Source organism: Arthrobacter sp. TmtSoilC51 (genome assembly GCF_055388015.1).
Window position 1 is genome coordinate 1,496,153 of sequence record NZ_AP035877.1, and the last position, 18,349, is coordinate 1,514,501.

Here is an 18,349-nt window from a genome sequence, read left to right on the forward strand (position 1 = left end):
ATGTCAGGAGTTGTTCATGGAAACTGATGCCAGGCTTCCGTTTTGGCCCGGAGCCTCGCGCGCCACGACGGAAAATGTTGGGCGTGGCGCATCCCACGTTTCTACAGATTCTTGATTATTATCCCGGCGCGGCTTGACTGGCGGGTAGTTACACGCGTGTAATTAGTAATCAACGCCGCTGCACAGATTCCCGGAACAACGCCGGGAATCGGAAACACATCCAAGCAGCAGCTGCAAAATCAGGAGGGACGCCATGGGGCAAGCGTTGCGTATCCAGGAAGATGCAGTCGTCGCAGAACATGCGTCGGTGAAATACCGTTCGCGGGAAGTGCCAGGGGACTGGTATGTGGACCCGGCGGATCCGGAAGCGGCAGACCGATACAACCAGAACGTACAGCAGTCTTTGGAGGACCAAGCAACTGCCCTCCTCGCTGCACACGAGGCGTTGATTGGTGACCTGCCCGCTGGGCCGGACGAAGACGTGGACGATCCTCCCATGGAGTTGCGTCGTCCCCAGGAAATCCCAGGACAGCCGGTATGGATTGGACTGCCGGGCCAAGGCGACTTCGATGACGAGGGCGAACTCGGATGGCAGACTGACGCCTTGTGCGCCCAGACAGATCCTGAAGCATTCTTTCCCGAAAAGGGCGGATCAACGAGGGACGCCAAGAAGGTCTGCGGAGCGTGCAACGTCCGTTCGCAGTGCCTCGAGTACGCCCTGGCAAACGACGAGCGATTCGGCATCTGGGGCGGGCTCTCTGAGCGCGAACGTCGTCGGTTGAGGAAGCGGGCAGTCTAATTCTTAAGGAAGTACACGTTACCGCCGTCGTGGTTGCCCACGACGGCGGGAACTATCTCCCCAGGACCTTGGCGGCACTGTCGGACCAGACGCGTTCGGCAGATGCCGCCATTGGCATTGATACAGGATCCACGGACAATTCCCTCGAGCTGCTCCGTGAGGCCTTGGGGCAAGCAAACGTCACCGAATACGTCCAGCCAAAGTCCGGATTCGGTGCTGCTGTCCAGGCGGGCCTGGATGAGCTTGCTCCCGTGGGCTTTGCCAACAACGCAGAACCCGCCGGTGCTGTCGAATGGATCTGGCTCCTTCATGACGACGCCGCTCCGGCGCCGGATGCCTTGGCCGAGCTTCTCCACGCAGTGGAAAGAACCACTTCGGTAACTGTTGCCGGCTGCAAGCAACTTGGATGGGACCACGAACGCCATGTGGTGGACGTTGGCTTGTCCACTAGCCGCTGGGCTGAACGCCTCACGCTGATCGACGCCGACGAAGTGGACCAAGGGCAATACGACGCCCGCACTGACACCTTTGCCGTGAACTCTGCCGGCATGCTGATCCGGAGGGACGTCTGGGAGCACCTGCAGGGCTTCGACCCTGCTTTGCCGGGCAGCGGCGATGACGTCGATTTCTGTTGGCGCAACTGGCTTGCGGGAAACCGTGTGGTGGTGGTGCCAAGCGCGCGGATGTTCCACGTGGAGCACCGCCCCCATGGTCTAGGCACGTCCTCGGCGGCCCGCAAGGCACAAATTCACATGCGCCTCAAGCACACGCCGTGGTGGAACGTACCGTTCCAGGCCGCGGGGGCGCTCTTGGGCGCGCTCGTCCGGCTGGTGCTGAGCATTCTGGTCAAGGAACCGGGCTACGGATTCTCCCAGTTCACCGCGACGATTGCGGGCTTGCTCCGGCCATTCGCTGTTGCAAGGGGCCGGCGTACCGCGGCCAGGACACGTCGCGTGCACCGTTCGGTGGTCCGGGGCCTCCAAACGTCGTCCCGCGAGGTCCGCGCCAACAGGCGCTCCCTGCTGGAGGCAATCCGCCCCAGCGAGGAGACTTCCGTCGCCTCCGATCTTCTAGCCCCCGAACCCAGCGGCGATGCCTCCGACGATTTCGCGGCACTGGCAACCAACGAACGCGGGTGGGTGGGTACCGGTGCAGTTGCTGCCGCCATCATCGCGCTAGCGGCTTCCTTGGTAGGGCTGGTTGGCCTCCTGCGCACGGGAATTGTGGCCGGAGGAGGACTCCTTCCTTTGTCCGGGTCCCCTGCTGATATCTGGTCCAACGCCTCCACCTGGTGGATTTCCCTCGGAGCGGGGCTGCCGGGGCACGGCGATCCCTTCGCTTACGTATTGTGGCTTCTGTCCTTGTTTGGCGGCGGCGATGGCAACTCGGCAATGGTGTGGCTGTTGATCCTGGCCATGCCACTGTCTGCGATCAGCGCCTGGTTCGCTGCTGGTGCGTTAACCACGCGGCGCCGGTTCCGGATGGTTGCCGCCCTTGCCTGGTCCGGGGCTCCTGCCCTGCTTATTGCCATAAACCAGGGCAGGCCGGGCGCCTTGGTGGCCCACGTCCTGATGCCCTTGCTCATGCTGGCGCTGATACGGGCCTCGGGCTCCGCCATAGGCCGGGGACACCATGCCGTACGGGCACCTTTCACTCGCCGCCCGGTGCCCGTGCTCGGTAAGCCGGGCATTAACGGCACGCCGTCCTGGACTGCCGCAGCGGCGGCAGGCTTGGCGATGGCTGCCATCACCGCCTCGGCACCTTCGCTCCTGGGGCCGATTACTGTTGTTGTGGTCCTGGCAGCCGTGGTGCTCGGACAACGGGGAAAGACGCTGTGGTGGGCCCTTTTGCCCAGTGCAGCCTTATTCATTCCCTACGGTATTTCGGTACTCGACCGCCCCCGTTCTTTGCTCGCAGATCCTGGACTGCCCCTCAGCTTCGACGCCGCACCGCTGTGGCAGCAGTTCCTGGGCCAGCCGTTGGCGTTCAAGATTGACGGCGGCCTCACAGGCCTTGGGATGTTCGGACCAGGCGCTGTGCCTTGGGCGCAGTTGCTGGCGCTGCTGGTCAGCGTCCCGGTACTTCTCCTGGCCGTCGCAGCGTTGTTCCTTCCCGGTAAGCGCACCGTCCTGGCCCGCGTCTTCTGGTTGGCCGCACTGGCAACGCTGGCCAGTAGTTGGCTGATGGGCCACGTGGCCACAGGCGTCAACAACAATGTGATTATTGGCCCATTCACCGGACCGGCGGTTTCGGCCGCGGGTATCCTGCTGCTCGGTGCGGCATTGCTGGGTGCCGAGAAAATATTCGCAGTTTCCAACAGGGCATCGGATACCACCCGTTGGAAGGCGTCCTTCCGTCGCATGGCCTCGGGCGTGGCCCTTGCCCTCTTGATGGGTGGACCCCTGGCCGGGATGGCGGCATGGGCAGGACAGAACGTCCTGCAGCCCTCGTCCGAGGCCCCGGTGGCCACCGATACCGCTGCCGCCGCACTGACCGGGGACAGTAACAAGTCATCCTTGGGCTCGGCCCGCCAAGTGCGGCCGGTGGATAGGGGCACTTTGCCAGCCACCGCCGTCGACCGTGGCGAGGGACCGGAACGTACGCGAACCCTGGTTATTACCAGCGGTGAGCAGGGCGCCTTCACGTCCTCACTGATGCGCGGTGCCGGGACTACGCTGGACAGCCTGTCCACCATCGCCTCGGCCAGGACCATCATCGGCGCTCCCGGCCGTGAAGAGATTGCCACCGACGACGAGGCTACTGCGTCCCTCCGCAGGGCTGTGGCCACAATCGTGGCGAGCACAGGAGTGGACCCCCGCAGCGATCTTGAGCAGCTCGGTGCAGGTTTTGTGGTGCTTAAGGCCGCTGACGACGCAGCGCAACTAACGGCCAGCAGGATCGACGCCGTCCCGGGTCTGGTTGCTGTTGGACAAACCGACGCCGGTTGGTTGTGGCGCGTCACGCCGCAGAGCCCCTCTGCCTCGACCGCCGCGGACACCGCGCACAGGGTTCGAATTCTGAATGCCCAGGGTGAAATCATCGGCTCCCTGCCGTCAGCAGAGGTATCGGTGGACGCGTCCGTGCCCTCGGGTGACGAGGGGCGCCGCGTGGTCCTGGCCGAACGGTCCGATCCCGGATGGAGTGCTTGGATGGATGGGCGCCAGCTGAAGGCGACCACGTCCGGCTGGGCCCAAGCTTTCGAACTTCCCGCCAGCGGAGGCGACCTTGAAATCCGCTACACCAATCCCTGGGGTCTTTGGTTTGGCATCCTGCAGGCAGTGGTGTTCGGACTGACCGTGCTGCTGGCCGTTCCGATGCCTGCCCGCCGCTCGCGAACCGGCATGTCGAGGGACGAAGTCTCCCTCCGTAAGGAGTACAGCAGTGTCTGACGACCCCAAGAACAAGGTCGACGATCAAGGGAAGCGCAGCTCCACCAAGGGCACCCGCGGCTCCAACAAGGGGATCATCACAGGGGTTTTGTCTGCCGTGGTGATTCTTGCTGCGGGAGGGGGAGCGGTTGCCGCCACCTCAATGGTTCCGGCCCCCTCCGGGGGCTCTGCCGTGGACATCCGGCAGGCCGATGTTCCGGCAGGTCGCTCCCTGGGCGTCTGCCCGGAACCAGCGCGCCTTGTCACTGGAACCGATGTAGGCACGGATGCTGAATTCAGCCCGGTTTCCACCACTGCCACCAGTGCGCTCAATGCCGTGGTCCTGAGCAATCCCGCAGGCACCATTCCGGGAAGCAAAGTGACGTCCTTGGCGGGGGAGGCGGTTGCGCAGATTGCAAAGCCACCCACAAGCACCCCGTCGCCCTCGCCGGGCCCGCCGGTATTGGCGGCCGCGGTGGCCTCCATCAGCCCCGTTGCTGCCCCCACGGTGGTAGGCGCTGACCCCATCGGAAATGAACAAGCTTCCTTGGCCGCTAATCTCAGTTACTCAGCCACGGACGGCGACCTCCGTGGCCTGGCCGCGGCCCCGTGCCAGCAACCTGGAAACGACGCGTGGTTGTTGGGCGCGGACACCGCGCTCGGCAGGACAGCGGTCCTGAACCTGAGCAATGCATCCGAAACGCCGGCAACCGTCAACCTGGACCTTTTTGGCGCTCAAGGACGGATCCAGGCCCCTGGCGCACGCGGTCTCCTGATCGCTCCCGGAACCACCCGTTCAGTGAACCTTGCCGGCCTGGCCCCTGGCGAATCCCAACTGGCAGTGCACGTGCGCAGCTCAGGCGGACCCGTAGCCGGGACCATCCAGCAGAGCGTGCTGCGCGGACTCGTGCCGGGTGGCGTGGAGTTCCTGTCCCCAGGTTCCGGGCCGTCCAATCTCCAGGTGATGGCGGGCGTCGACATCCAGGATGCAGCCGCCATCAAGGCACTGGGCAGCAAATCCGGCTTTGCTGATGCCGTCCCCGCGCTTGAAATTGCCGTGCCTGGCTCCACCGACGCAGTGGTTCAAGTCCGGCTGTACGGCGCAAATGGTGAGCGGCAGCTTCCCAACGGGGGAGTGGTCACCGTCAAGGGCGGCACAGTATCTACTTTGGATCTCGACGGCGTTCCTGCTGGAAGCTATACAGTGAGCGCGAGTTCGGATGTCGCTTTCGTGGCTTCAACCAGGATTGCGAGGGGTGCCAAAGCGGAGGAGCCCACGGATTTCGCTTGGTCTCCGTCTTCGGCCCGCCTCGGCAGCCAGCATGTGGTGGCGGTGCCCCATGACGGTCAGGGCTTCTTCAGCTTCGGTGTTCCCGAGGGCCGTGCGACAGTCAGCTATGCACCGGTGACCGCCGATGGGAAGGTGGGCAAGTCCGTGGATGTGGACATGTCCGGCGGCACAACGTCGCTGATCGGGCTCCCGGCAAAATCCGGACAGGCTGTGATTGCAGGGTATGTGGTATCGGCATCAGGGGACCCGGTGTACGGAGCACTTTTGCTGGGTAGGCAGGACCGCCCAGACGTCTCCGTGCTGGGCATCCAGGATGCTGCTGCAGGACTTGAAAAAGTCCCAGTGACCATGGGCTACTAGTGACCGTGGGCTACTAGTGACGGTGGGCTACCAGCGGCGTTACGGGCTCGCCTTTGGGCGCTACTGGTAGCGACGCCGGTATACAGGATCCAGCGTCTCTGGTGGGACACCGAGCATTTCCGCGGTGTACTCCACCACGACGTCATGGACGAGGTCCTGGAGCTCTTCCCGAGTTCCGGCAGTCTGTTCGACGACCCTCCGGTACACGGTGATCATGGGCGCTTCCCCACGGCCGCCCGGAGTGTAGGAGCCCATGGGAGCTGCCGTACCCTCCGCGACCAATTGCTCAAGGTTCGGTGGGATTTCGTCGACCGCAAAGAGCACGCCATCCAACTGCTTGCCCCACATATCCTGGAGGCGTTCAGCGGAGTCCAGCACCATGTCGTCAAAACGTTCTGCGCGCGTCCGGAAGCCGGGGAGGCTTGGGAGCATGAGTTCTCCGCGCAGTCCCCTCCCGTGGCGGTTTCTCCTGCGCCGCCGGAAACCACGGACATCCGCGCCGGTGTGTTCCTTTGCCTGATCGCCATCGGCGTCAGTCCACCGGATTGTGAAGCCAGGAACATGTGGCTGTGACTGCATATATCGACTTTAGTCCCGAGGAACCGCCAGCGCGACATCATGCCGTGCAGCGCGCCGCCAGCGACACAAACTGCAGCTTGCGGGTGGGCCACGGGCAGCCAATGCACAGGGTAGTGGCCAAAGGGCGCTAATCTGGGATGTTGTGGGTGCTATTCGTCAGTGTTCAAGGTCCGCCTGCCGCCAATCCGCGGTGGCTACTTTGACGTACGTGTACGCCGAGTCGACGGCGGTCCTCGGCCCGCTCGCCACGTACGCCGAACCACATGCTTACGATCTCTGCGCCCAGCATGCGGAATCCCTTACGGTTCCGCGAGGCTGGGAAGTCTTGCGCCTGGCAATGCCTACAACACCTCCGGAGCCAGGCCCCGACGACCTGCTGGCACTTGCCAACGCGGTGCGGGAAGCTGCGTCGGCGGCCACGGACACCCCCGCCCGCACCAGTCGCCCGCACGTCGAGGCGCCGGCAATGGTTGAAGGTACGCGCCGCGGCCATTTGCGGATTTTGCGGGAACCGTCCTAGTTCTGCTTGACCAGCCCCTGCCGGGACTCAAATCGTCGTCGGATCCTTGTGGCGTGGTCCTGCGCTGTAGGCTGGAATCTGCAGACAAATCCGCCAGCGGCGCCACACGCGCGCCATCCAGGGAGCATCATTCATGCCAAAGGTCAGTCCTGAACTGTTGTCCATCCTGCGCTGCCCCGTGACGGGCTCACCGCTGGTCCAGGAGGGCGAGGAACTTGTTTCAACTGCTCCCGCCGAAAACGGTAAAAAGGTCCGTTACGCGATCGAGGACGGCATTCCCTTGCTTCTGCCGCCGGAACTGCTTGCTGCTTCCAACGCCGCAGGCTCCGGCCAGCACCACGCCAAAGCCTGACGTACTTCCAGACAGCAATCCCGCACGGTACACCTAAAGGACTTCCATGACTTTCGACTACAAAGTGGCTGACATTTCCCTTGCCGAGGCAGGCCGCCACCAGATCCGTCTCGCCGAGCACGAAATGCCGGGCCTCATGTCCCTTCGTGCTGAGTTCGGTGCCTCGCAGCCGCTCAAGGGCGCACGCATCGCCGGTTCGCTGCACATGACGGTACAGACCGCCGTCTTGATCGAAACCCTTACAGCACTGGGCGCCGAGGTCCGCTGGGCCTCGTGCAACATTTTCTCCACCCAGGACGAGGCCGCTGCCGCCGTCGTGGTCGGCAAAGGTACGCCGGAAGATCCGCAGGGCGTTCCCGTCTTCGCCTGGAAGGGCGAGACCCTCGAGGAGTACTGGTGGACCGCTGAGCAGATCCTCACCTGGCCGGGAGCGGACACCAACCCGGAGTTGGGTCCCAACATGATTCTGGACGACGGCGGCGACGCCACCCTGCTGCTGCACAAGGGCGTCGAATTCGAAGCTGCAGGTGCAGTTCCGGCAGCCACGGAGGAAGACGCCGAGGAGTACGTCCTCATTCTTGACCTCCTTCGCCGGACCTTGGCCGAGGACCCGCAGAAGTGGACTCGCCTGGCAGCGCGAGTGGAAGGCGTGACCGAGGAAACTACCACGGGAGTGCACCGTCTGTACCAGCTCGCCGAACAGGGAAAGCTGCTGTTCCCGGCCATCAACGTCAACGACTCCGTCACCAAGAGCAAGTTCGACAACAAGTACGGCATCCGCCACTCGCTGCCGGACGGCATCAACAGGGCCACTGACGTCCTGATGGGCGGCAAGGTCGCCGTCGTCTGCGGCTATGGCGACGTCGGCAAGGGTGCGGCAGAGGCGCTGCGAGGCCAGGGTTCGCGCGTTGTAGTTACCGAGATCGACCCCATTTGTGCGCTGCAAGCCGCAATGGACGGCTACCAGGTGGCCAAGCTGGAATCCGTGCTTGCCCAAGGTGACATCTTCATCACCACCACCGGAAACAAGGACGTCATCATGGCCGAGCACATGCTGGGCATGAAGAACAAGGCGATCGTGGGCAACATCGGCCACTTCGATAACGAGATCGACATCGCCGGCCTGGCGAAGGTTCCCGGTGTCAAGAAGGTGGAAATCAAGCCGCAGGTTCACGAATGGGTCTTTGATGCCGGCTCCGACTCCGAGCGTTCAATCATCGTCCTGTCTGAAGGCAGGCTCCTCAACCTGGGCAATGCAACGGGCCACCCATCGTTCGTGATGAGCAACTCGTTCACCAACCAGACGATCGCGCAGATTGAACTCTGGACCAAGAAGGACCAGCCAGCCGGGGAACGCGAATACCAGAAGCAGGTTTACGTCCTCCCCAAGATCCTGGACGAAAAGGTGGCACGCCTGCACTTGGATGCACTGGGCGTGGAGTTGACGGAACTGAGCAAGGACCAGGCAGACTACCTGGACCTGGACGTTGCAGGCCCCTACAAGCCGGAGCACTACCGCTACTAAGCCGCATTCACGTTGATGGGGCAGCGGCCTCAAACTCGTGGTGAAGGGCCGGACACGTGACCAGCGTGGCCGGCCCTTCGGCTAGAATTGGGTGTTCAGTATTGCTTGCCGGGGGACAGGAAGACGGGAACCATGACGGAAGTCGCCACACGCAAAAAGGGCAAGATCCTTGCCATTGCAGGGATCTGCGCTGCCATCGTCGTGGGGGGTATCGGCGTCGCCACCGTTCCTGGATTGCTGGCCGGTTCCACCCAGGGTGGCCCTGGAGTAGCCCAGTCCACTCCGACGCCAGAAGCCAAACCTGTTGAACTGGGCATCACACCGCTGGACGGCGCTGTGGAGTGGAATCCGGTTGTTGGCCCCCAGATCAAGGCCGTCAATGGCAAGGTCAAGGACGTAGTGCTGGCGCCGGTTGACGGCGGTACACCTGTGCAGGGCAAGACCAGCGCAGATGGCAGCACGTGGACCACCCTTGAGGTCCTGAAGTTCAAGACCCAATACAGCTACTCCTTCACCGTTGTGGACACAGCCGGCAAGGAAACCAAGAAGACGCAGACCTTCACCACGGTTTCCGCTGCCTACGAAGCCGATGCTTCCATTTATCCGCGTAATGGCACGGTGGCCGGTTCGGGCCAGCCGATTGAAATCAACTTCAGTGAACCTGTGGTTGACAAGGCTGCCATGGAAAAGCGCGTGGCCATCACGGTTTCGTCAGGCCAGCCAGTGGCCTGGCATTGGTACTCGGACAAGAAGGTCCGCATTCGTCCGGAGGCATTCTGGGCGTCCGGAACCACCGTCACGGTGGAAATGAAGCTTCTGGGCGTGGACTTCGGCAACAACATGATCGGCAACGGCGATGTCGTTTCCACCTTCACTACGGGACCTCAGCGGGTGGCTGTAGTGGATGACAACACGAAGACAATGAACGTGTACTTCGACGGCCAACTGATGCACACCGCACCCGTATCGCTGGGCGGAGAAGACTGGCTCTCGCCCACCGGGTACGCCGTGATCCTGGAGCAGGAACGCAAATCCAACTTCAACGCTGGAAGCATCGGCCTCAAACCGGGGGACAAGGGCTACTATGCGCCGATGGTGGTGGACTACGCCAACCGCCTCACCTGGTCCGGCGTCTACGTCCACCAAGCGCTGGAATCCGCTTGGGGGGCTATTGGCCGCGTGAACGTCTCACACGGCTGCGTCGGCCTGCTGCCGGACGATGCTGCATGGTTCTTCAACAATATGAAAACCGGTGACGTGGTGCAGATCCTGAATACCGGGGCACCGGCTGTTGAACCCCTTGAGGGCTTCGGCGACTGGAACATCCCCTGGGCAAGCTACGCCCAGCGATAATACTCCACTCAAAAGTCGAAGTCACCGGCACGCGCCGGGCAGAACTGCTGTTAAGATCGAGGCAGTGATTATTTCCTGCGCTCTTTGATCCTCTTTTCTGGTCCTGGCATGTTGTCGGTCCTTTCATTTGTGCTGCCCTCAGTGGTGATGACGAATCTTCGTTAGGGGAACCCCACGGGTTCCCCGGCTCCTTCCACCGGATTCCATTTCATCGCCTGGAGCACTAATGACTATTTCGCCAACCCTTCGCCCGGACTGCGGCAACTGCTTTGCCCTCTGTTGCACTGCCCTCGGATTTGCCCGCTCGGCTGATTTCGCAATCGATAAGCCTGCTGCCTCGGCCTGCCCGAACATGGCCAGCGACTTTTCCTGCACCATCCATCAACGTTTGCGGCCAAGGGGATTCAGTGGGTGCACTGTTTTTGACTGCTTCGGCGCCGGCCAAGTGGTTTCCCAACTCACGTTCGGGGGCACGAGTTGGGTTCAGGACCCACTGTCCAAATCTTCGATGTTTGCTGTCTTCAAGGTCGTCAAGCAACTCCATGAAATGCTGTGGTACTTATCGGAAGCACAGCAACGCGCATTCGATCCCGAGCTGGCGGCCACGGCCGGTCAGTTGTCCTCTGACATAGAAACCACGGCAGGAGGCGACGCGTCCGCGGTCCTGGCCGCCGACGTCGAGCGTTTACACGCCGGGGTGCGTGCGCTGCTGATGGAGGTCAGCGCGGAGGTACGGGCCTCGTATGGGGCTGAGGGTCGTGAAAGGTTCGACGGCGGCATCCACCCAGGTGCCGACCTCATGGGCACCAACCTGGCCGGGCGACGATTATGCGGCTCGGATCTTCGCGGTGCCTACCTCATAGGGGCAAACCTGGAGCACAGCGACCTAACCGCGGCGGACCTCCTGGGTGCCGACCTGCGGGATACCCGTCTCCACGGCGCCAATCTCGCCAAGACCCTCTACGTCACCCAACCGCAAATCAACGCCGCCCAAGGAAACTTCGAAACGCGCCTACCCGAAAGGCTCATCACGCCAGCCCACTGGCACTAGGAACATAACGATGGCCGCAGCCGGGCGTCGTCTCAGCCCTGTGTGAAGGGCAGCCTGCGCAGCCTTTCGCCGACGGCGGCGTTGCGCTGTTCGGCCGTGCGAAGGCGGGCAAGCTCGCGGTTGCGCCGCTCGCCGAGGACCGCCCCTATGTAGTCCTCGGGGATGGTTCCGGCGGGCGGCGGAGGTGCGACATAGTTGGCAAGCTCGGTGGCCAGCGCCGCAGCCATCCTGATGCGTGAGGATGGTGCCATGAGGTATGCCTGCTGGACGAAGGTCCCGGCCCTGCGGGCTGTGGCGTCGGGAACCCTGCCAATGTCCGCCATGGATACCCACGGTTGAAGGTACGGCGGAGCACCAGGAATGATCCTCGGCGTGGAAGGGACGCGCTGCCGGAGCGAGTAGGTTCCGGCAACGACGTCGCCGAGGCGCTTGGACTTGGCGTTGAAGAGCGCCACGGCAATGGCGAGGCCACCGAAAGTCATGTAGATCTCAAGGAACCCGAGCAGCCCACGAATGACCGCGTGGCGGAATCTGATGGAACCGCCGTCGTCCCGGACCACACGCAGCCCGGCCGCGAGTTTCCCCAGTGAGCGCCCCCGAGTGAGTGTCTCCACTGCCACGGGAACGATGACGAAGGAGAAAACGACGCAAGCCAGGATCATGGCCCGTATGGCCGCTTCATCGAGGTCGCGGGCCGCCGAGAAGATCAGGATGATCAGGAGGATCAGTAGCAGGACGTTGGCAATGACGTCCAGAATGAGCCCCAGCGCGCGGGCAGCGAAGGATGCCGGGCGCAACTCCAGGACAACTGCCTCGCCTGTGATGATAGAACTCAAGGTCCCCCCGTGCGTAGCACTCGCGGCGGGCGCACACCGTGCCCGCATCAACGAGTCTAAGCTGTGCTCAGCGCGGCGAACAGGAGCTAGGGTGGTGGCGTGGACATCGATGCCTTTTCGGCCGTGCATGGGGACAAATGGTCGCGGCTCACTTTCCTGGCGCATAAGCGGCGGCTCACTGGAGCCGAGGCCGACGAATTATTGCGCCTGTACCAGACTGTCTCCGCGCATTTGTCCTTGATCCGCTCTGTGGCTCCCGAGACGGCCTTGTCATCATCGCTCTCTGCCGCACTTGCCCAGGCACGGACCAGATTCACCGGGGCGCGTTCGAACTTCATGGAAGACCTCGCGCGCTTCTTTGTCATCGCACTGCCCGCGGCGTTTTACAGGCTCCGATGGCTGACGGTTTGGTGTGGGGTTTTCTTCGTGCTGGTTGGTGGCGCGTATGCCCTTTGGATCGGGACGTCGCCTGAGGCGCTGCGGGCCGCTTTTGGCAGCGATGACAGGGTGCGTCAGTACATCGAAGACGATTTCATCGACTACTACTCAGAGAACCCGGCAGCGTCCTTTGCAGGCGCGGTCTGGACCAACAACGCCTGGATTTCCGCCCAAGCCGTGGCATTCGGAATTACGGGGTTTTGGGTGCCCATGATTCTCTTCCTCAACGCCCAAGGCGTCGGGGTAGCCGCCGGGGTGTTTGCCGCGGCGGGAAAGCTGGATGTCTTCTTCAGCTACATCCTTCCGCATGGCCTCATGGAACTCACCGCAGTGTTCATCGCCTGCGCAGCCGGATTGAAGATTTTCTGGTCGATGGTCAGGCCTGGACCCAGGACCCGGATGCAGGCCGTCGCCGACGAAGGACGTTCGCTCATTACGGTTGCACTCGGCTTGGTCCTGGTACTCCTCATCTCGGGCGTGGTGGAAGCGTTCGTGACGCCAAGCCTCCTGCCGGTTTGGGTGAAGATCGCGATTGGGGCACTGGTCCTGGCTGGCTATTGGACGTACACGTTGGTCCTTGGTGGACGTTCATTCCGCTCCGGTGCCACGGGCGACCTGGATAGCCACGACGCCGGATACCGTGGGATTGCTGCCTAGGGGCAACACGCCCGCACCTTACAGTTACGTTTCGATCTTGCTGTAGGCGGGGTGGCTCCTCGTCTCCGCGCAAACCCGGACTGTAGGCTCGAATGCAGACAAGAGTGCCGGCAGCATGGTTGAGCCGGTTGATGCCTACGGAAGTGAAACCGCTGTGAGCGACAAGAGCCCAAAACCACAAGATCCGGAGACGGACGTCCATGAGGACCCTGACGAGCCGGCCTTCGACTGGATGAAGCCCAAGGCACCGGGTGGTTCTTCTGCTGCGTCCCCAGCCCCCGTACCGGTTCAGCCAGAGAGCCGGGCTGACCGGAAGGCTGCCGAGGCTGCGGACACTGAGCCGGAGCCACCGCTTTTCGCTGAGACAGTGGCCGATGCGCCCGCAGCTCGCCAACAGTCGCACTATTCGGAACCGTTGCCGACGTCGGCCCTTCAGGTTCGTCCGCCAGCGGACGAGGTCGCACGGCGCAATGCCGAACGCGAACAGGCGGCGAAGGTCAAGCCGATCGGCCCCCGCATTTTCCAGGTGCTGCTGGCGGTCTTCTTCCCGGTGATCCTGCTGGTCCTGGCTGTCCGGGCAGTTACCAGCCCCCTGTTCCTGTGGGTCGAATACAACCGTCCTGGTTTCCCTGGAGACGGCTACGGTTTCAGCACGGACGATCGCATGACCTATGGCTCCTATGCCGTGGACTACTTGAGCAACTGGTCAGGGCCGCGGTATTTGGGTGGGCTGGTCAACCAGGACGGGGCCAAGCTTTTCAAAGACAGCGAAGTCTCGCACATGGCGGACGTGAAGCTCGTCATTTTGACATCGTTTGGTGCCGGCCTGCTCCTCATCCTCCTGAGCATCATTGCCATTGTCTACTTGCGTAAACGCAGTGAAGGCGGCGTTCGGCGCGGGCTCTTCGCCGGGTCCATCGTCACGTTGGTCATCATCATTGGCCTTGCCGTGTTGGCAGCCCTGAGCTGGCAGCAGTTCTTCACGGAATTCCACCGGATCTTCTTCGCCAACGGCACGTGGACGTTCTCCCTGGAAGACACCCTCATCCGCCTCTTCCCGGGACAGTTCTGGGTGGACGCAGGAATCGTGATCGGAGCGCTGGTGTTCCTGGCTGCGACGGTTACGTTCATCCTCACCTGGCCCACGCGCCGTCGCCGAGGGTTGGAGCCCAAGCCAGCGGCCGATGACGACGAGTCATCCTCGACAGAGACCGACGACGAAGGCGATGCAGTCGGTCTCCGCAAGGACACCACCGAAACCGTCGGATAACGAACCGCTGAACGGACACGAGGCCCCTGCACTCGGGCTTCGTGTCCGTTTCTGCGTTCAGGGACAAGTCCTGGCGGCTATGCAGGTGCCGCTACTTTTCGTAAAGCTTCTCCACCAGCGAGGAGAAGTCTTTAACCACCGCGGCCCGCTTGAGCTTGAGCGACGGCGTCAAGTGGCCGGATTCGACGCTGAGATCTGCGGTGATAAAACCAAATTTACGGATGGATTCAGCTGAGGACACCAGAGTGTTGGCTTCGTCCACCGCCAACTGAATGGCCGCACGCACGTGCTCGTCCCTCGCGGCTTCACTGGGGGACATGACCTCACGCTTGTGCTCGGCGCACCAGTCTGCGAGCCCTTCTGGATCCAGGGCCACCAGCGCTGCGACGAACGGCCTGCCGTCGCCCACCACCACGGCCTGTCCCACTAGCCGGTGCTCCCTAAGTTTCTCTTCAAGGGGACCCGGAGCAACGTTCTTGCCGCCGGCCGTGACCAACAGGTCTTTCTTCCTGCCTGTGATGGTCAGGAACCCGTCCGGATCGAGCTCGCCGAGGTCTCCTGTGCGGAAGAAGCCGTCCACGAAAGCCTCAGCATTGGCGTCCTCGTTCTTGTGGTAGCCCTTGAACACACCGATTCCCTTGACCAACACCTCGCCATCCGTTGCCACACGGATGGTGGTGCCAGGCAACGGAATGCCAACGGTCCCAATCCGGGACATGCTTGGCGTGTTGACCGTGCAAGGCGCAGTGGTTTCAGTCAAGCCGTAGCCCTCAAGGACAGGGATCCCCGCGCCGTGGAAGAAATGGTTCACCCGGAGGCTGAGCGGGCTGGCACCGGACACGGTGTACCCAACGGCACCGCCAAACACCTCCCGCACCTTGGGGTAGAGGAGCTTGTTGAATGCCGAGTGCTTGAGGCCCAGGAACCAACCCGGACCGGGTCCCTCCCCGCGCTGGGCGAGGTCTACCGCCGTCGAATATTCCACCGCGGTTTCTGACGCTGCGGCGAACAGCCCGGACTTACCTGACATGGCTGCTTTGTGTCCGGCCCCTGCGTAGACCTTTTCGAAGATACGGGGAACTGCCAGCAGGAATGTGGGTTTGAACGCGCCGAGATCCGCCATGAGTCCGTTGGCGCCGGAGCTATGGCCCAACGTGATGCCGGCGGTGAGGCAGACCACCTGAACTGCCCTCGCCAGGACGTGCGCCAACGGTAGGAACATCAACGTACGCGCGCCGTGCTGCATCAGCAGTTCGGGAAGGAACGGGATGACGTTCCGGGCAACGAGCACGAAGTTGCCGTGGGTGATTTCGCAGCCCTTGGGTTTGCCGGTTGTGCCGGAGGTATAGACGATCGAGGCGACGTCGGACAGGTTTGCGGCGCTGCGCTGACGCTCCAGTTCCGCATCCATGATGCCAATTCCGACGGCGGCGAGGCTGGTCAGGTTGGGGGCCTCGCCGTCGTGCTCCATACGGATGATCGTCACAGGGTCCTCACCCAACGCCGTCGACTTCTCAACCAGGGCGTGAACGAGGTCAGCTTTCGACGTATCTTCCACAAAGATCCGCCGGGCACCGGAATCGGCAAGGATCCATTCGATCTGGCCTGCCGACGAGGTTTCATAAATGGGCACGGTAACTCCGCCAGCCATCCAGATGGCGAAATCCACCAAGGTCCATTCGAAGCTTGAATGGGAGAGCACAGCAACAGGATCGCCGGGATTGACGCCGCCTGCGATCAGGCCCTTGGCGAGTGCCTGGACGTCGGCGAGGAAGCGTGCGGCAGGCACGTTGAGCCAGCCATTTGCCGTCTTATGGGCGTAAAGGTTGCCGAACGGGTCCTTGGCGCATCGTTCCAGAAGGAGGTCCGTCACGTTGGTTGTCTCGTCGGCCTCGACCAGAAGCTCCGTGCTTGCCTCCCTCACGCTCTTCCTCCTAGATCCACGACGGCATCCACATTCTCATCCGCCACTCCTGGTAGCTGATAACTTCGGCAGTAAGCACTGGGTAGAAGAACGCAGTTGCCAGCACGGCCAGCACCACCACCAGGCCCACCACGTACAGTCCAGACCTCCGCCGCCAAGGAGGATCGCTGCTGCGGCCCAGCACCAACCCCAGGACATACGTCAGGGCAAGCACGAGGAACGGTTCAAAGGAAACTGCGTAGAAGATGAACATGGTGCGTTCCGGGTACATGAACCACGGCAGATATCCAGCCGCGACTCCGGCCAGGATGGCCCCGGCACGCCAATCCCGGCGGCCCGCCCACCAGAAGAGCAGGATCACCAGGGCTATGGTGCCACCCCACCACACGATGGGGTTTCCTACGGGAAGGATGGCCGAGGAACAGGTCTCGGCAAGGCAGCCAGGAGTGCCCTGCTTGGGTGATTGGTAATAGAACGAGGTAGGCCTACCCATGAGCAGCCAGGTCCAGGGGCTGGACTCGTACGGGTGGTCGGCACTGAGGCCCTGGTGGAACTTGTACGCCTCAAAATGGTAATGCGCCAGGGAACGCACGGAATTGGGCAGCCAATCCCATCCAGGCGCCGGGTTGGTGGCCGCCCACTGGCGGTAGTAGGCGTCCTTGGAGAGGAACCAGCCGGTCCACGTGGCCACGTACGTGACGGCCGCGACAGGGACGATGGTCAGGAAAGCCGGTATGCCGTCCTTGAGGATTGCGGCGCTGGTCCAGCTGCGGATTCCGGCGATGCGGCGGGCGCTCATGTCCCAGAAGACGGTCAACAAGCCGAAGGCCGCGACAAAAAACAGCGCAGACCATTTGGTGCCGACAGCCAGGCCGAGGCAAAGCCCGGCAACCAGGCGCCACCAGCGCATCCCCAGCCAGGGGCCAGCCAACAGTTGTGCGCGCGTAGGGCGGCCATCGGGCGTAGAAGCCGCTTGGGCGGCTAGCCTGGAAGCAAGGCGACGCCGGCCGTCGTCGCGGTCCAACAGCAACGCGCCGAAGGCGGCAAGGATCCAGAACGCAAGGAAGATATCCAATAGGGACGTTCGCGACAAAACCAGGTGGTGGCCGTCCACCGCGAGCAGCAACCCGGCCACTGCGGCAAGGGTATGGGAGCGGAAGAGCTTCAGCGCGATGAGCGAGACAAGGAAGACCGTGAGCGTCCCGGTCAATGCGGCTCCGAAACGCCAGCCGAAAGGATTGTCCGCACCGAACAACCACATACCGAACGTGATCATCCATTTCCCTACCGGAGGATGAACCACGTACTCGGGGGTATTGAGCAGGATCCCGGGATTGCCGGCATTGAAGGAATCGTTGGCGTTGGCAGGCCAGCTGCGTTCATATCCGCTGATGAGGTACGAATACGCGTCCTTGACGTAGTACGTCTCGTCGAACACCAGGCTGTGCGGGACCTCAAGGCGGAAGAAACGCAGGATTCCGCCGATCACGGCGGTGATGGCGGGGATCAGCCAGAACCATAATCGCAACGACGCCGGGTAGTCCCGCCAGGTTTGGATCCCGCCGATCAGGCGCGACGTGAGGGCGCCAACCGTGTAGGCCTTGGTGGGGCTGGCAATCCAGTGGTGGCCTTCCAGCCCGCGTCCGGAATTCAGCTTCCCGTTACTGCCAGCTGCAGCGCCCTGTCCGGAGGGAGGCCGCCAGGACGTGGTTGACTTGGGCCCGGGTGTTTTGGACATGGTTGTCCGGGCCACGTTTGATGTGACGGGCTCAGCGGAGCCATCGGTTGCCGCCACGTTCGCGGCTCCGGCTGGTAATGCCGACGCTGCGGGAGTTCCGGAATCGGTGGTGGGAACGGGGGACTGGCTCACCCGCCCATGCTACCTTTCCATCCTTACTGCGGCGTTGAACTGCGCGCGGCATTAGGCTTGGCAGGTGGAAGAACAACGCAGCACCCCGGATGAGACCTCCTTTGACGATGCATCGGCGGTCGATGAACTGGACGCCGGTGCCAACACCAGCCCGAC

The 18,349-nt window shown here is 62.7% G+C and carries 14 protein-coding genes; 10 read left to right on the forward strand and 4 right to left on the reverse strand.

Translation table 11 applies throughout. The annotated features are described in order from the left end of the window. Positions 1-253 precede the first annotated feature (253 nt). From ACZ5G6_RS06950 to ACZ5G6_RS06960, 3 genes are read left to right on the forward strand one after another with little or no spacing between them, the layout of a single operon-like run. On the forward strand, positions 254-799 hold the full coding sequence (locus ACZ5G6_RS06950) for a WhiB family transcriptional regulator (RefSeq protein WP_263422347.1): 546 nt from the start codon (positions 254-256) through the stop codon (positions 797-799). Positions 800-828: 29 nt separating this feature from the next. Continuing rightward, a complete protein-coding gene (locus ACZ5G6_RS06955) occupies positions 829-4,188 on the forward strand; it encodes a glycosyltransferase (protein WP_498690370.1) in 3,360 nt (1,119 codons plus the stop codon). Further along, positions 4,181-5,818, forward strand: a complete 1,638-nt coding sequence (locus ACZ5G6_RS06960) for a DUF5719 family protein (RefSeq protein ID WP_498690371.1) — start codon at positions 4,181-4,183, stop codon at positions 5,816-5,818. Before ACZ5G6_RS06955 ends, ACZ5G6_RS06960 begins: the two co-directional genes overlap by 8 nt. Before the next feature lie 60 nt (positions 5,819-5,878). On the opposite strand, the gene ACZ5G6_RS06965 is transcribed toward ACZ5G6_RS06960, so the two are convergent. Then, the gene (locus ACZ5G6_RS06965; protein ID WP_223936345.1) at positions 5,879-6,397 is read right to left on the reverse strand and encodes a metallopeptidase family protein; all 519 of its coding nucleotides are present in this window, start codon (positions 6,395-6,397) and stop codon (positions 5,879-5,881) included. A gap of 142 nt (positions 6,398-6,539) precedes the next feature. Here ACZ5G6_RS06965 and ACZ5G6_RS06970 point away from each other — a divergent pair, with 142 nt between their 5' ends. The 5 genes from ACZ5G6_RS06970 to ACZ5G6_RS06990 all read left to right on the forward strand — a co-directional run bounded on the left by ACZ5G6_RS06970 (position 6,540) and on the right by ACZ5G6_RS06990 (position 11,198). Then, the gene (locus ACZ5G6_RS06970) at positions 6,540-6,917 is read left to right on the forward strand and encodes a DUF3499 domain-containing protein (RefSeq protein WP_223936346.1); all 378 of its coding nucleotides are present in this window, start codon (positions 6,540-6,542) and stop codon (positions 6,915-6,917) included. Positions 6,918-7,050: 133 nt separating this feature from the next. Next, a complete protein-coding gene (locus ACZ5G6_RS06975; protein WP_498690373.1) occupies positions 7,051-7,269 on the forward strand; it encodes a Trm112 family protein in 219 nt (72 codons plus the stop codon). Positions 7,270-7,315: 46 nt separating this feature from the next. Beyond that, entirely contained in the window at positions 7,316-8,794 is a 1,479-nt protein-coding gene (gene ahcY, locus ACZ5G6_RS06980; protein ID WP_223936348.1) for an adenosylhomocysteinase, read from the forward strand. Positions 8,795-8,926: 132 nt separating this feature from the next. Continuing rightward, positions 8,927-10,147, forward strand: coding sequence for a L,D-transpeptidase (locus ACZ5G6_RS06985; protein WP_223936349.1), 1,221 nt, complete (start codon positions 8,927-8,929; stop codon positions 10,145-10,147). 226 nt (positions 10,148-10,373) lie between these two features. Then, positions 10,374-11,198, forward strand: coding sequence for a pentapeptide repeat-containing protein (locus ACZ5G6_RS06990; RefSeq protein ID WP_223936350.1), 825 nt, complete (start codon positions 10,374-10,376; stop codon positions 11,196-11,198). 32 nt (positions 11,199-11,230) lie between these two features. On the opposite strand, the gene ACZ5G6_RS06995 is transcribed toward ACZ5G6_RS06990, so the two are convergent. After that, entirely contained in the window at positions 11,231-12,034 is an 804-nt protein-coding gene (locus ACZ5G6_RS06995) for an RDD family protein (protein WP_223936351.1), read from the reverse strand. Between the two features lie 99 nt (positions 12,035-12,133). On the opposite strand from ACZ5G6_RS06995, the gene ACZ5G6_RS07000 reads away from it, so the two are divergent. Both ACZ5G6_RS07000 and ACZ5G6_RS07005 read left to right on the forward strand, forming a co-directional pair. Beyond that, the gene (locus ACZ5G6_RS07000) at positions 12,134-13,129 is read left to right on the forward strand and encodes a stage II sporulation protein M (RefSeq protein WP_223936352.1); all 996 of its coding nucleotides are present in this window, start codon (positions 12,134-12,136) and stop codon (positions 13,127-13,129) included. A gap of 154 nt (positions 13,130-13,283) precedes the next feature. Then, the gene (locus ACZ5G6_RS07005) at positions 13,284-14,399 is read left to right on the forward strand and encodes a TIGR01906 family membrane protein (protein WP_498690379.1); all 1,116 of its coding nucleotides are present in this window, start codon (positions 13,284-13,286) and stop codon (positions 14,397-14,399) included. 91 nt (positions 14,400-14,490) lie between these two features. On the opposite strand, the gene ACZ5G6_RS07010 is transcribed toward ACZ5G6_RS07005, so the two are convergent. Further along, positions 14,491-16,323, reverse strand: coding sequence for an AMP-dependent synthetase/ligase (locus ACZ5G6_RS07010; protein WP_498690381.1), 1,833 nt, complete (start codon positions 16,321-16,323; stop codon positions 14,491-14,493). Positions 16,324-16,333: 10 nt separating this feature from the next. Then, a complete protein-coding gene (locus tag ACZ5G6_RS07015) occupies positions 16,334-18,193 on the reverse strand; it encodes a dolichyl-phosphate-mannose--protein mannosyltransferase (RefSeq protein WP_498690384.1) in 1,860 nt (619 codons plus the stop codon). Between the last annotated feature and the right edge of the window lie 156 nt (positions 18,194-18,349).

Bases quoted from the DNA above. Each gene is read 5' to 3' on its own strand.
- ACZ5G6_RS06950 (WP_263422347.1), top strand. From the start codon at position 254: ATGGGGCAAGCGTTGCGTATCCAGGAAGATGCAGTCGTCGCAGAACAT.
- ACZ5G6_RS06965 (WP_223936345.1), bottom strand. From the start codon at position 6,397: ATGCAGTCACAGCCACATGTTCCTGGCTTCACAATCCGGTGGACTGAC.
- ACZ5G6_RS06975 (WP_498690373.1), top strand. From the start codon at position 7,051: ATGCCAAAGGTCAGTCCTGAACTGTTGTCCATCCTGCGCTGCCCCGTG.
- ahcY (WP_223936348.1), top strand. From the start codon at position 7,316: ATGACTTTCGACTACAAAGTGGCTGACATTTCCCTTGCCGAGGCAGGC.
- ACZ5G6_RS06985 (WP_223936349.1), top strand. From the start codon at position 8,927: ATGACGGAAGTCGCCACACGCAAAAAGGGCAAGATCCTTGCCATTGCA.
- ACZ5G6_RS06990 (WP_223936350.1), top strand. From the start codon at position 10,374: ATGACTATTTCGCCAACCCTTCGCCCGGACTGCGGCAACTGCTTTGCC.